At 73.2% G+C, this 12953-nt stretch carries 9 protein-coding genes; 3 read left to right on the forward strand and 6 right to left on the reverse strand.

The annotated features are described in order from the left end of the window. Nucleotides 1-58: 58 nt before the first annotated feature. Complete coding sequence (locus C6Y14_RS26325) at nt 59-1477, forward strand: family 43 glycosylhydrolase (protein ID WP_107019313.1); 1419 nt, start codon at nt 59-61, stop codon at nt 1475-1477. Between the two features lie 30 nt (nt 1478-1507). Here C6Y14_RS26325 and C6Y14_RS26330 read toward each other — a convergent pair whose 3' ends face one another. Beyond that, the gene (locus tag C6Y14_RS26330; RefSeq protein WP_107019314.1) at nt 1508-2431 is read right to left on the reverse strand and encodes an EamA family transporter; all 924 of its coding nucleotides are present in this window, start codon (nt 2429-2431) and stop codon (nt 1508-1510) included. 68 nt (nt 2432-2499) lie between these two features. Between C6Y14_RS26330 and C6Y14_RS26335 the strand changes: the two genes are divergently transcribed. Beyond that, complete coding sequence (locus tag C6Y14_RS26335) at nt 2500-3354, forward strand: LysR family transcriptional regulator (RefSeq protein ID WP_107019315.1); 855 nt, start codon at nt 2500-2502, stop codon at nt 3352-3354. A gap of 248 nt (nt 3355-3602) precedes the next feature. On the opposite strand, the gene C6Y14_RS26340 is transcribed toward C6Y14_RS26335, so the two are convergent. The 5 genes from C6Y14_RS26340 to C6Y14_RS26360 form a co-directional block, all read right to left on the reverse strand. Further along, nucleotides 3603-5903 (reverse strand): bifunctional serine/threonine-protein kinase/ABC transporter substrate-binding protein, encoded by a 2301-nt coding sequence (locus C6Y14_RS26340; protein ID WP_107019316.1) that lies wholly within the window; start codon nt 5901-5903, stop codon nt 3603-3605. 16 nt (nt 5904-5919) lie between these two features. Then, the gene (locus C6Y14_RS26345; protein WP_107019317.1) at nt 5920-8082 is read right to left on the reverse strand and encodes a bifunctional serine/threonine-protein kinase/ABC transporter substrate-binding protein; all 2163 of its coding nucleotides are present in this window, start codon (nt 8080-8082) and stop codon (nt 5920-5922) included. Then, complete coding sequence (locus C6Y14_RS26350) at nt 8082-9020, reverse strand: hypothetical protein (RefSeq protein WP_159074316.1); 939 nt, start codon at nt 9018-9020, stop codon at nt 8082-8084. The genes C6Y14_RS26345 and C6Y14_RS26350 overlap by 1 nt, the downstream gene beginning before the upstream one ends. A gap of 238 nt (nt 9021-9258) precedes the next feature. Next, complete coding sequence (locus C6Y14_RS26355; protein WP_107019319.1) at nt 9259-10698, reverse strand: sensor histidine kinase; 1440 nt, start codon at nt 10696-10698, stop codon at nt 9259-9261. Beyond that, nucleotides 10695-11417 carry a response regulator transcription factor gene (locus C6Y14_RS26360; RefSeq protein ID WP_107019320.1) on the reverse strand — a complete coding sequence of 241 codons (723 nt, stop codon included), beginning with the start codon at nt 11415-11417 and terminating at the stop codon, nt 10695-10697. The genes C6Y14_RS26355 and C6Y14_RS26360 overlap by 4 nt, the downstream gene beginning before the upstream one ends. A 192-nt stretch (nt 11418-11609) precedes the next feature. On the opposite strand from C6Y14_RS26360, the gene C6Y14_RS26365 reads away from it, so the two are divergent. After that, nucleotides 11610-12950, forward strand: coding sequence for a ferredoxin reductase family protein (locus C6Y14_RS26365; protein WP_107019321.1), 1341 nt, complete (start codon nt 11610-11612; stop codon nt 12948-12950). The last annotated feature ends 3 nt before the right edge of the window (nt 12951-12953 follow it).

A 12953-nucleotide genomic window follows, 5' to 3' on the forward strand; every position in this document is an offset into this window, starting at 1 on the left:
ATCGTTGTGAGTGGACCCATCCGGGAGGAACACCGTGAGACGTACGTTCGCAAGGACGATGGCGGCCCTGTTCGTCATCCTGGCCGCTCTGGCCTCCGGTACCGCCGAGGCCGCCACCCCCGCCTCGCCCGCCGTCACCTACACCAACCCCGTCGCCGAACAGCGCGCCGACCCGCACATCTTCAAACACACCGACGGCTACTACTACTTCACCGCGACCGTGCCCGCGTACGACCGGATCGTTATGCGGCGGGCCACCACCCTCCAGGGGCTGTCCACGGCCGCCGAGACGACGATCTGGACCAAGCACGCCAGTGGTGACATGGGCGCGCACATCTGGGCGCCGGAGATCCACTACATCGGCGGCAAGTGGTACGTCTACTTCGCCGCCGGGTCCACCAGCGACATCTGGAAGATCCGGCCGTACGTCCTGGAGACCAGCGGCGCCAACCCGCTGACCGGGACCTGGACCGAGAAGGGCCGGATCGCCCTCCCGCTCGACACCTTCTCGCTGGACGCGACGACCTTCACCGTCGGCAGCACCCGCTATCTGAGCTGGGCGCAGAACGACCCGGCGGTCGGCGACGGCACCAACATCTATCTGGCCAGGCTGTCCAACCCCTGGACCATCAGCGGCAGTCCGGTCATGATCTCCCGGCCCACCAACGCCTGGGAGAAGGTCGGCCACACCGTCAACGAGGGCCCCGCGGTCATCCAGCGGAACGGCAAGGTCTTCATGACCTTCTCGGCGAGCGCCACCGACAGCAACTACTGCCTCGGCCTGCTGACCGCCTCCGCCTCCGCCGACCTGATGAACGCGGCATCATGGGCCAAGACGCCCACCCCGGTCTTCACCAGCAACACGGCCACCGGCCAGTACGGTCCTGGCCACAACACCTTCACCACGTCCGAGGACGGCAGGTCCGACGTCCTCGTCTACCACGACCGCAACTACAAGGACATCAGCGGCGACCCGCTCAACGACCCCAACCGGCGCACCCGTTACCAGAAGCTGTACTGGAACGCCGACGGCACACCCAACTTCGGCATCCCGGTGGCCGACGGTGTCACCCCGGTCCGCTTCTCCTCGTACAACTTCCCCGACCGGTTCATCCGGCACTGGGAGTACCGGGCGAAGATCGAGCCGAACGTCACCAACCTCGCCGACTCGCAGTTCCGGGTGGTGACGGGCCTCGCCGGCACGGGCACCGTCTCCCTCGAATCGGCGAACTTCCCCGGCCACTACCTCCGCCACCGCAGCAACGGCGAGGTGTGGGTGGACAGGAACGACGGGAGTACGGCCTTCAAGGGCGACGCGAGCTTCTACCGGCGGGCCGGGCTGGCCGACGCGGCGGGCGTCTCCTTCGAGTCGTACAACGTGGCGGGCAGCTACCTCCGGCACTACGAGTACCTGCTCGTCACGCAGCCCGCCGACACGACGACGGCGAGGGCGGACGCGACGTTCTACGCCGAGTGACGCACTGGAGTGGGTTCGTGGCCGCCCGCCTCAGCGTCGCGCGGTGAGGATGCTGAGCGCGTTGGCGGCCACGACCGCGCCGACGGCGGCCCACTCCACGGGGCCCAGGTTCTGGCCCAGGACAATCCAGCCGACCAGCCCGGCCAGTACCGGATTGACACTCATGAAGAGGCCGAACGCCGCGGCGGGGACGCGGCGCAGGGTGAACATGTCCGCCAGGTACGGCACCGCCGAGGCGAGCACGCCCGCCGCGACGGCGTACCCCAGAGCCGTGGGGGTCGGCGGGTTCCGGACCGCGAGGACGACGCCGACCGGCAGGAACATCACCGCGGAGACGGCCGCCGCGGCGGCGGACCCCTGCGCCCCGGGCACGCGGCGGCCGACCGTGCGGTTGAGCAGGATGTAAGAGGCCCAGCAGACCGCGGCGAGCAGCCCGAGACCCATGCCGAGATAGTCCGCCGACGGCTGGGGGCGCATCAGGGTGACGACACCCGCCGCGGCGACCAGCGCGCAGCAGGCGTCGATCCGCCGGCGCGCGGCGGACAGCGCGATGGCGAGCGGGCCGAGGAACTCCAGGGTCACCGCAAGCCCGAGCCCGATGCGGTCGATGGCGGTGTACAGGGACAGGTTCATCGTCCCGAACACCAGGGCCAGCAGCAGGACCGGCCACCACTGGGCCCTGGTGAACGAGCGCAGCGGGGGCCTGGCGACCGCGAACAGGGCGAGCGCGGCCACGTACTGGCGTACCGCGACGACCCCGAGCGGGCCGAGGACCGGGAAGGCCAGCGAGCCGATCGCCGCACCGGTCTGGTTGGACAGACCGCTGCCGAGCAGGGTGAGCAGGGCCGCCGCGCGCCTGCCCTCAGGCACCGGAGTCATGGGCGCCGCGGGCGCGTGCTGAGCGGTCGCCGGGGCGGGCGCGGACGCCGGCGAAGTCGCGGAGGCTGCGTGCATGCTCCGATGCTGCGCCGGTCGCGGGCATGCGCAAAATGCATCCTCGGATCCATCTATACGCTTGAGTCATGGATGTGGAACTACGGCAGTTGCGCTGTCTCGTCGCGATCGTCGACGAGGGCGGCTTCACCGACGCGGCCATCGCCCTCGGTGTCTCCCAGGCGGCGGTGTCCCGCACCCTGGCCTCGCTCGAACGGGCCCTGGAGGTGCGGCTGCTGAGGCGTACCTCCAGGGAAGTGACCCCGACGGCGACGGGCCTGCGCGTCGTGGCGCACGCCCGCCGGGTGCTCGGCGAGGTGGAGGGCCTGGTCCGGGAGGCCGCCTCGGGCCAGGCCTCGCTGCGGATCGGCTACGCCTGGTCGGCGCTGGGCCGCCATACGCTGGCCTTCCAGCGCGCCTGGGCGACCGCCCACCCCGCCACCGAACTGGAACTGGTCCGCGCCAACTCCGCGACCGCCGGACTGGCCGAGGGCACCTGCGAACTGAGCGTCGTACGGCGGCCGTTGGACGAACGCCGCTTCGACTCGGTCATCGTCGGCCTGGAACGGCGGCTGTGCGCCATGGCGTCCGACGACCCGCTGGCCCGGCGCCGTTCGGTCCGGCTGGCCGACCTCGCCGGACGCGTCCTGCTGGTCGACCGGCGGACCGGGACCACCACGACGGAACTGTGGCCACCGGACGCCCGTCCGGAGACCAGGGAGTCCCACGACATCGACGACTGGCTGACGACGATCTCCACGGGCCGGTGCGTGGGGATGACCGCGGAGTCGACCGCGCACCAGTACCCGCGCCCGGGGATCGTCTACCGACCGGTCCGGGACGCCGAACCGATCGCGGTCCGCCTGGCCTGGTGGCGAGACGACCCCCACCCGACGGCCCCGGCGGTAACAGAACTACTCACAGCCCTCTACCGAACAACCTGACCCCCGCGGCCCCCGCCCGTAAGGGGCACGGGGAACGGCGCGGCCGACCCCCACGGCCCCGCACCCGAGAACGAAGCCCGCGGTCCCCGCCCGTAAGGGGCGCGGGGAACGGCGCGACGAGCCCCCACGTTCCCGCACCCGAGAACGAAGCCCGCGGTCCCCGCCCGTTAGGGGCGCGGGGAACGGCGCGACCAGCCCCCACGCTCCCGCAGCCGATGGACGACCGAACCCACCCGGCGGGAACCGCTTCAACTCCCGTCCGCCGCCACCACCACCTGGTCATGCCGACCCAGATAGCGGAACCCACCACCCTCCACCCGGTAGAGAAACCCGGCCTTCTCACCCACGAGCTGATGCCCCGCCCCATCACGGAACCGGATCCGCTTGGCGATCCCGTCATAGCTGAGCCGGAACAACCGGTCGGCGACCCGCCCCGGTGTGACATCGCCACCGCTCCCCAGATCCGTCAGCGCACGGCTCAGCAGTCCCACCGCGTCGTAGGTCTCGGCGGCCCACGGCGCCGGATCCGTGCCGTAGCGCTCGCGGTGCGCCGCGGTGAACTGAACGGCGGTCCGGGACTTCGCCGACTGCGCCCGCGTGTACGGCGCCTCGAACAGCCAGCCCTCCGCCGCCCCGCCCGCCCCGGTGAGGAAGGCTGGCCGCATCACGGGCTCGATCGTCGCCCGCGGACCGGTGAATCCGGCGTCCGCCAGGGCACGGGCGCAGGCAGCGCCCCGGCCGGGCGAGGTGCCCGCGTACACGATCGCCCCCGGCCGGGCGGCCAGCGCGGCGGCGACGACGGGGCCGAACTCCGCGGTGCCCGCGGCGACGGTGTGCCGGGTGGCCGTGCCCCCCTGCTCGCGGCGGGGCGGGACTTCGAGCAGGTCGCGCACGAGTCCCGCCACCGTGTCGTCCGCCCGCAGGTCCTCGATGACCGCGGTACGCGTGACGGGGTGCACCCGGTGCAGATAGTCGAGGATCGGCAGATGCCGGTAGGTACCGGGCGGCCGGGTCGCGCACAGCGTGCGCAGGTCGGTCGTGGACAGCCCGGCGGCGTCGATGTCGACCGACACCACCACCACGGGCAGGGCCGCGGCGGCGTACGCCGAAGACGCGGCCCGTGCGGTCGCCTCGGTCGTCGGGCCGATCACCGCGAGGACCGCGGGGTCGGCGGCGACCGCGCGGGCCGCGTCCCGGGCCCTGTCCGGCACCCCGCCGTCGTCGACGGTCCTGAGCGCGAGGCGGAAGGGGGCGTCGGCACGGGCGTTGTGGGCCGCGACGGCGAGCCGTGCTCCGCGCTCGTGCGCCGTGCCGGTCGCCCGCTGCCCGCCGGTCAGGGCGGCGTGCAGCGCGAGGGTGCGGGTCGGCCGGGCGCGGGGCGCGCCGCCGGTCGCCCGCGTACGGCGCGTCAGCCAGACGGCGCCGACACCGGTGCCGCCGACGGCCGCGACTACCCCGGCGGAGACGCCGAGGAGGCGGCGACGGGAGGGCCCGAAGGGTCCGCCGGACGCCCTGTCGGAGGTCGGGGCGGAGGCGGACGCGGACGCGGGGTCCGGGCCGCTCCGGCGGGGCGGCGGATCCAGGGCGCGGGCGGACCGCTCGGCCACCAGCCGCAGCACCACGGGCGGCAGCCAGTCGCGCGGGCTCCCGGTGCCGCCGCCGCTCATATCACCGCCTATGCCTATGCCTATGCCTATGCCGACGCCGTCGCCGATGTCGCCGCCGTGGGCGACGAGCACGTCGCGCAGTTCCGCGGCGGTCGGCCGGCGCCCCGCGTCCTTGGCCAGACAGCGTGCGACCGCTTCGCCCACCGGAGGCGGGAGTTGTCCGAGGCCCGCGAGGTCGGGCTGTTCGTGCACGGTCCGGTACAGGACGGACGCCGCGTCGCCGGTGCCGAACGGACGGCGTGCGGTCGTGGCGTAGGCCAGCACACAGCCCAGCGAGAACACGTCGCTCGCCGGACCCGCCGGGTCGCCGTCGCCGCCGCCATGCGCCCGGGTCTGCTCGGGGGAGAGATAGCCGGGCGTGCCGATCACCGCGTCCGGCGCGGTCAGCGCGGTGGCGAGCGCGCCGGAGGCGATGCCGAAGTCGATCAGCCGCGGCCCGTCGAGGGCGAGCAGGATGTTGCCGGGCTTGACGTCCCGGTGCACCAGACCGGCAGCCTGGATCCCGCTCAGCGCCTGCGCCAGGCGGGCGCCCAGGGTGAGCACGGTGGAGGGAGGCAGGGCGCCGTGCGCGTCGACGGCTTCGGCGAGGGAGGGGCCGGGTACGAACGCGGTGGCCAGCCAGGGTGCCTGTGCGTCGGCGTCGGCAGCGGTCACCGGCACCACCCAGCGCCCTTCGAGCCCCGAGGCCAGCCGCACCTCCCTGCGGAAGCGGGCACGGAAGGCGGGGTCGGCCGCGTGTTCGGCGCGGATCACCTTCACCGCCACGAGGGCCCCGGCGGGGCTCCGCGCCAGATACACCGTGCCCATGCCGCCGGAGCCGAGCCGGGCCAGCAGCCGGTGCCCGCCCAGGGTGTCGGGGTCCTGCGCGGTGAGTGCCCGCATCGGCCGGTTCCCGCGTTCAGCCGGCCAGGCCGGCGGTACCGGCGTAGACGAACCGCCCGCCCTCGGCCCGGTAGCGGTGGACGCCGACTGCCTTCAGCTGCAGTTCCTTGTCGAAGGAGTAGGTGGTGAGCATGCCCTTGAACCGCGCCCGGGTGAGGGCCGCGGTGAGCTGGGCGCGGCTCGGCCGGGAGCCTCCCGCGGCCAGTGCCGTGAGCCGGTCGATGACGAGGCGTGCGGTGTCGTAGGCCTCGGCCGCCCAGACTTCCGGAGCGCTGCCGTAGCGGCGCCGGTGCGCGGCGGCGAAGTCCCGGACGGGGGCAGCCTTCGGGGAGATGTACGGGGCCAGAGCCTGCCAGCCGTCCGCCTTCTCCTGTGCCGCGGCGGTGAAGGCTGCCGTCGCCGAGGACGGATCGAGGAAGCGCGGCCCCGTGAAGCCCCGTCGCGCCAGGGCCCGCGCCACCGAGCCCGCGCGTTCGGCGGTGCCCGTGTAGAACACGCCGTCCACCCCGTGGTCGAGCATGTCGGCGACCACGGCCCCGGGATCCGTCGCGGTGGCCGGTACGGCACGGATGTACAGATCGCTGCGCACGGTGTCGGCGGCGTTCCGGGCGGCCGTGACCAGTTCCCAGCCCGGGACGCGGCCCGCCCGGTCGGCCAGCAGGCCCGGACGGCGTACCCCTTGGGCACGCAGTTCCGGGATGGTGGCGTAGGCGGTGTACGCGGCGAGCGGCGCGGTACGGAAGTAGCAGCGGGCCGGGGCCAGCAGGACGTCCTGGGCGGCGCTGAACGACAGCTCGGAGACGCTGAGCAGGGGCAGCCCCGCTCCCTCGTACACCTCCAGCGCGGCGGTGACGGACTCCGCGCCGGTGGGTCCGATGACGGCGAGAACATCGCGGTCACCGGTCAGCCGCTGGGCGCCGCGCAGGGAGTCCGCACTCCGGCCGCGGTCGTCGACGACGTCCAGTTCGAGCGGGAACGGTCTCTTGCGGCGGGCCCGGTACTCCTCGACGGCCAGCCGCACGCCCCGCTCCTGGGCCCGCCCGGCCGCTTTCCGCGGCCCGCTGAGGTCCGCGTGCAGGCCGAGGACCCAGGGGCGTGTGCCGCTGCCCGCCGCGGACCCGCCGTCCTCGCGCAGCGCCGCCCAGGCCGCGGTGCCACCGCCGGCGGCCAGCAGAGCGGCACCGCCGGCCAGCAGGATCCGCCGCCGCGCGGGCGCCGCGCGGTCGGCGGTGGTTCGAGCCGGGGGTGCGTCGGAGGCGGACGGGGGAACCTCGGTCGGCTCGATGCCGGGCAGGGCCAGCATCTCCGCGGACCGGTCGACCACCATCCGCACCACCGGGTCCGGCAGCCAGTCGACGGCCCTCGGAGGAGCGTCCTCCGGAAGGAGGGTGTCGATCTCGTCGGCCGAGGGCCGTGCCGACGGGTCCTTGGCGAGGCAGCGCTCCAGCAGGTCCCGCAGCGCGGTGTCCTCGACGCCGTCCAGCGCGGGCCGGTCGTGCACCGTGCGGTACAGGACGGCGTCCACCGCGCCGCCGCCGAACGGCAGCCGGCCCGTGGTCGCGTACGCCAGTACGCAGCCCAGGGCGAACACGTCGCTCGCGGGCGTGACCGGCTGGGCCCGCGCCTGCTCGGGGGAGAGGAAGCCGGGGGTGCCGACGACCATCAGCTCCGAGGTCAGCTCGGTCGCGTCGGCCGCGGTGGGGCGCGCGATACCGAAGTCGATCAGGCGCGGCCCGTCGGGGGCCAGCAGGATGTTGCCCGGTTTGACGTCCCGGTGCACCAGCCCCGCGCGGTGCACCGCCCCCAGCGCCCGCGCCAGGACCTTGCCCAGCACCCGTGCCGCCCTGACCGGCAGGGGCCCGCACAGGGCGACCGCCTCGGCCAGCGAGGGGCCCGGTACGAACGCCGTGGCCAGCCAGGGCGCTTCGGCCTCGACGTCGGCGCCCAGCACCGGCACCACCCAGGGGCTGTCCACCTGCCGCGCGGAGGCCGCCTCCCGGCGGAAGCGCGCCCGGAAGTCGGGCTCCTCGGCGTACTCGGGCTGGATCACCTTCACCGCGGCGAGGTCCCCGCCGGTGGCGCGGGCCAGGTAGACGACGCCCATGCCGCCCGCGCCCAGCCGTCCCAGCAGCCGGTACCCGGCCAGGTGCGAGGTGTCGGAGGTCACCAACCGCTCCATCACGAACCACCCTTCGTACCGGGCTCCGGCGTACCGGGCTCCGTGCCAGATCCCGTATCAGGCCCTGCACCAGGCCCTTCATCAGGTGCTTTGTCGCGCCCGATCTCCTTCTCGGTCCGCACCACCACCCGTACCAGCGAGTCGCGGACGAGCGTCTGGACCTCGTCCGTGGTGCGTCCTTCGCCGCCGCACGCGGACGCCGACATCACCACGGGACCGAGCGCGGCCTGCCGCCAGAAGTACGGGTACGGTCCGCCGCGGGTCTCGCTGCGGCACTCACCGGTCTCCAGCAGGGAGTCGTCGAGGTCGGCGTTGCCGCCCTCGCCCTGCCCGAACGCGTACGAGTAGAGGTTCGTCAGCCGCTCGCCCGGCCGCAGGACCTGTTCCCGGCAGCCGAGCGCCTCCTCCAGCATCCGGGCCTGCTCCCACGCGGCGTCCAGGGCGGTGCGGTGCACGGTGATCGTCGTGGACAGCCGTACCGCCCCCTTGCCGCCGTTCTTCTCGGCGGGCAGCCAGAAGTAGCGGGTCCGCGTGGCCAGCACGTCCCCGGGCGTCTTCTCAAGCTGCCACGCGCAGTTCTCCGTGAGGTGCGACCAGTGCCCGGGGGCGGCCTCGTAGGGCACGGCCGGCCGCACGTCCGCACCGAACAGGGCCGCGTCGGGGATCAGCCGACCGATGACGGCCTGCCCCTGGGCGGCCGTGGTGGGGTACTTGGCCGGGTCGGTCAGCGTTTCGAGCGACGATCCGGAGGCGGCGGCCGGGGCGTCCGTCCCGGCCTCGGGGGAGCCGTCGCCCTGCCCGCCCTCCTCCGCGCGCTCGGTCGCGGAGGACCGTGTCCCCGGCCCGTCGCCGTGGCCGTCGTGGCCGTCGTTCCCGGCGGTGCACCCGGCGACGAGCACGGAGCCGACGAGTAAGGAGCCGACGAGTAAGGGGTTCACCGCCGTAAGAATTCCGCACACCCGCAGTCGCCTCGCCCGTGCCACATCCCCACCCCCATGCCCACGCCCTGAAGCCCGCACCTCGTACACCTACCGATGCCGGGGCAGTGCCCTCCGGTTCCCGTGAACGCGACCGGGCAGCCGGGGGAGAGCGTAGGGCCAGGAGGCGTCAACGGCCCATAGGGGAAGGGGAGTTGCCGATGAGTCGGAGGCCGGTGGCAGGGGCACGGCACCGCCCTCAGGGGGTGTCGCGGACCAGCGGGATCGTCAGCGTGAACGTCGTCGTCCCCGGCCGGCTCCGTACGTCGATGGTGCCGCCGTGGGCCCGGACCAGGGAGCGGGCCACCGCGAGGCCCAGGCCGCTGCCGCCACGGTCCCGGCTGCGGGCCTTGTCGATCCGGAAGAAGCGGTCGAAGACGCGCTCCTGGTCGGCGGCCGGGATGCCGGGCCCGGAGTCGGTGACCCGCACGACGGCCGCCCCGGACGAGACGGACACCTCCACGGCGACCTCGGTGCCGGCGGGGGTGTGCACGGCGGCGTTGGTGAGGAGGTTGTCGAGGACCTGCCGGATACGCAGGACGTCGAGCCGCAGCCGCACCGGGCCGGACGCGGTCGTCACGGTCAGCGGACGGTCCGCGTGGGTGGCCCGGAAGGCGTCCGCGGCCTGCCGCACCAGCTCCGCGAGGTCGGCGTCCTCCAGCCGCAGCGGCGCTTCCACCTCCGCGGCGTCCAGGCGGGCGAGCAGCAGCAGATCGTCGAGGAGCACACCCATCCGGGCGGCCTCGGCGCGCAGCCTGGCCAGGTGCTTGTCCCGCTCGCCGGGCTCGTTGGCCGCCGCGTACTGGAAGAGGTCCGCGTAACCGCGTACCGACATCAGGGGCGTACGCAGCTCGTGCGAGGCGTCCGCGACGAAGCGGCGCAGTCGCTGCTCGGCCTCCGTGCGGACGGCGAGGGAGTCGTCGATGTGCTCCAGCATGGTGTTGAACGCGGTGCGCAGCTCCTCGACCTCCGGGCCGCCGTTGCCGCGGTCGGCGCGCACCGGCAGCCGGGCCGAGTCGGTGAAGTCGTGCGAGGTGATGCCGCGGGCGGTGTGCGCCATGTCGCTGAGCGGCTGCAGACCGCGGCGCAGCACCGCGCGCCCGAACACCACGAGGCCGAGCAGCGCGAGGGCGAACGCGACGACCTGGACCGTGACGAGCTGGTCCATGGTGTCCTCGATGTCCTCCAGCGGCGCCGCGGTGACCAGCACGACGCCCTGGCCGATCTTGCAGGCACGCAGCCGGTACGCGCCCTCGTCCTCGATGCGTGTGGTGTGGGACATCTCCGTCGCCCCCGCCTCGGCCAGCGACTCGGCGAAGGAGGTGAGCTCGACGGTGTCCTTCGGTACGTCACTGGGTTTGCGGAGCACGGCGGAGTCGCCCGAGACGTCGTACACCGCGGTGTACCAGCCGTAGTAGGGCCGGCGCTCCACCGTGCCGTGCGCCTGGGCGTCCTTGGACTGGGTGGTCTGGACGAGCTTCATCTGGTCGTTGAGCTGGCGTTCCAGATAGTCCCGCATGTACGTCGACAGCGCCGTGCCGACCACGGCGAAGACGACCAGCGAGAGCACGCCCATGCCGAGCGCGAGCCGGGTGCCGAGGCGGAGCCTGCGGTAGGTGTCGCGGAGCCTGCCGATCACTCGGCGACCTGCCGGACGACGTATCCGACGCCCCGTACGGTGTGGATCAGCTGCGGCTCGTCGTCCTTGTCGTCGCCGGTCGTCGTGTCGGGGTCGCCGTCGAGTTTGCGGCGCAGCCGGCTGATGACCAGCTCCACCACGTTCGAGCGGCCCCCGAAGCCGTACTCCCAGACGTGGTCGAGGATCTGGGCCTTGGTGAGTACCGTCGGCGACTTGCGCATCAGATAGCGCAGCACCTCGTACTCGGTCGGGGTGAGTGTCAGCAGCCGCTCGCCGCGGCGCACCTCGCGGGTGTCCTCGTCCATCGTCAGGTCCGCCACCGCCAGCACGGACCGCTGGAAGGCGGGTCCCGCGCTGCGGCGCAGCACGGTCCGCAGCCGGGCCATGAGTTCCTCCACCGCGAACGGTTTGACGAGGTAGTCGTCACCGCCCCGGGTGAGGCCCGCGACCCGGTCCGCCACACCGTCCCGGGCGGTCAGGAAGACCACCGGGACCATCGTCCCCGACAGGCGCAGCCGGTCCAGGACGGCGAAGCCGTCGAGCCCCGGCAGCATCAGGTCGAGCACCACGATGTCCGGATGGAACTCGGCGGCGCGGTGCAGCGCCTCCTCACCGGAGTTCGCGGTGACCGCCTCCCAGCCCTCGTAGCGGGCGACCGTCGCGACCAGGTCGGCGATGGGCGGGTCGTCGTCCACGACGAGAAGTCGTACTTTTTCCACGTGCCCATAGTGCTTCACGTGGCCGAATGCGTCATGGGCGAGGGCGCTCCGGGACCGGATCGATAAACACTTGAAAGTTCATCGACAGGAAAACGACAGGGTTGGCGAGGCAGGCTCGGAGTCCCAGGACCCGAATGAGGGATCCAGGACCCTGATCAGGGGTCCGAGGACCCGATCAAGGAGTTGCCGTCCGTGACGACTGTCCAGACGACCGTTCCGCCGCCGACCGCGGCGGTGCGCCCCAAGACGGTGGCCCGCGCCGGCCTGTACGGCGTGCTGGCCCTGAACGTGGTCGTGGTGACCGTGTTCTTCATCCAGGCAGGCTTCGCCTCGAACGCCCTCATCGTGCTGGGCAGACTCGCCGGCCTGTACGGCGCGCTCCTGATGGCCTTCCAGCTGCTGCTGGTCGCCCGGCTGCCGTGGTTCGACCGCCGGATCGGCATGGACCGGCTGACCTCCTGGCACCGCTGGGTCGGCTTCGGCCTGCTCTTCACCCTGCTCGGGCACGCCGTCTTCATCACCTTCGGCTACGCCCAGTCGTCCTCGATGGACCCGGTGAACCAGCTCGTGGACCTCGGGCAGACCGTCGAGGGCGTGTTCCGCGCGATCGTCGCGCTCGGCCTGATCCTCGTGATCGGCGGGGTCTCGGCCCGCTTCGCCCGCCGCAGGCTCGCGTACGAGACCTGGCACTTCATCCACCTGTACACGTACGTCGCCGTGGTGCTGGCGTTCACGCACCAGGTCGCGGCCGGTACGACGTTCACCGCGTCGTCCGCCGCCACGACGTACTGGTACGTGCTGTGGGGCGTCGCCCTCGGCGCGGTGCTCCTCGGCCGGGTCGTGCTGCCGCTGTGGCGGAACACGCGCCACCAGCTGCGGGTCTCCGCCGTGGTGCCCGAGTCCGACACCGTCGTCTCCGTCCACATCACGGGACGCGACCTCGACCGGCTGCCGGCCCGCGCCGGGCAGTTCTTCCTGTGGCGGTTCCTCACCAAGGACCGCTGGTGGCAGGCCAACCCGTTCTCCCTGTCGGCGGCCCCCGACGGCCGCTCGCTGCGGCTCACCGCCAAGACGGCCGGTGACGGCACCGCCGCCCTGCGGCACCTCAAGGTGGGCACGCGGGTCTTCGCCGAGGGCCCGTACGGCGCCTTCACCGCGATGCACCGCACCCGCCCCGAGGCCGTACTCATCGCCGGCGGCGTCGGTGTCACGCCGATCCGGGCCCTGCTGGAGGAAGTGCACGGGCACGCCGTGGTCATCTACCGGGTGGGCTCCGACCGGGACGCGGTCCTGTACGAGGAACTGCGCGAACTCGCCCACGCCAAGGGCGCCGAACTGCACCTGGTGTCCGGTCCTGTCAGCCCCGACAAGCTGGCCCCGGCCGAGCTGGCCCGGCTCGTCCCGGACATCGGCGACCGTGACGTGTTCCTGTGCGGGCCCCCGCCGATGATGAACGCGGTCCTCGGCAGCCTGCGCGAGCTGGGCGTACCCAAGCCGCAGATCCATTTCGAGCGCTTCAGCCTGGCGGGCTGAGAG

The organism is Streptomyces dioscori (assembly GCF_003024195.1).
GTDB lineage: Bacteria > Actinomycetota > Actinomycetes > Streptomycetales > Streptomycetaceae > Streptomyces > Streptomyces dioscori.

Excerpts from the sequence above, each read along its gene's own strand:
- C6Y14_RS26325 (WP_107019313.1), top strand. The coding sequence starts at position 59 with ATGGCGGCCCTGTTCGTCATCCTGGCCGCTCTGGCCTCCGGTACCGCC.
- C6Y14_RS26340 (WP_107019316.1), bottom strand. The coding sequence starts at position 5,903 with ATGCGGGCACTCACCGCGCAGGACCCCGACACCCTGGGCGGGCACCGG.
- C6Y14_RS26345 (WP_107019317.1), bottom strand. The coding sequence starts at position 8,082 with ATGGAGCGGTTGGTGACCTCCGACACCTCGCACCTGGCCGGGTACCGG.
- C6Y14_RS26335 (WP_107019315.1), top strand. The coding sequence starts at position 2,500 with ATGGATGTGGAACTACGGCAGTTGCGCTGTCTCGTCGCGATCGTCGAC.
- C6Y14_RS26330 (WP_107019314.1), bottom strand. The coding sequence starts at position 2,431 with ATGCACGCAGCCTCCGCGACTTCGCCGGCGTCCGCGCCCGCCCCGGCG.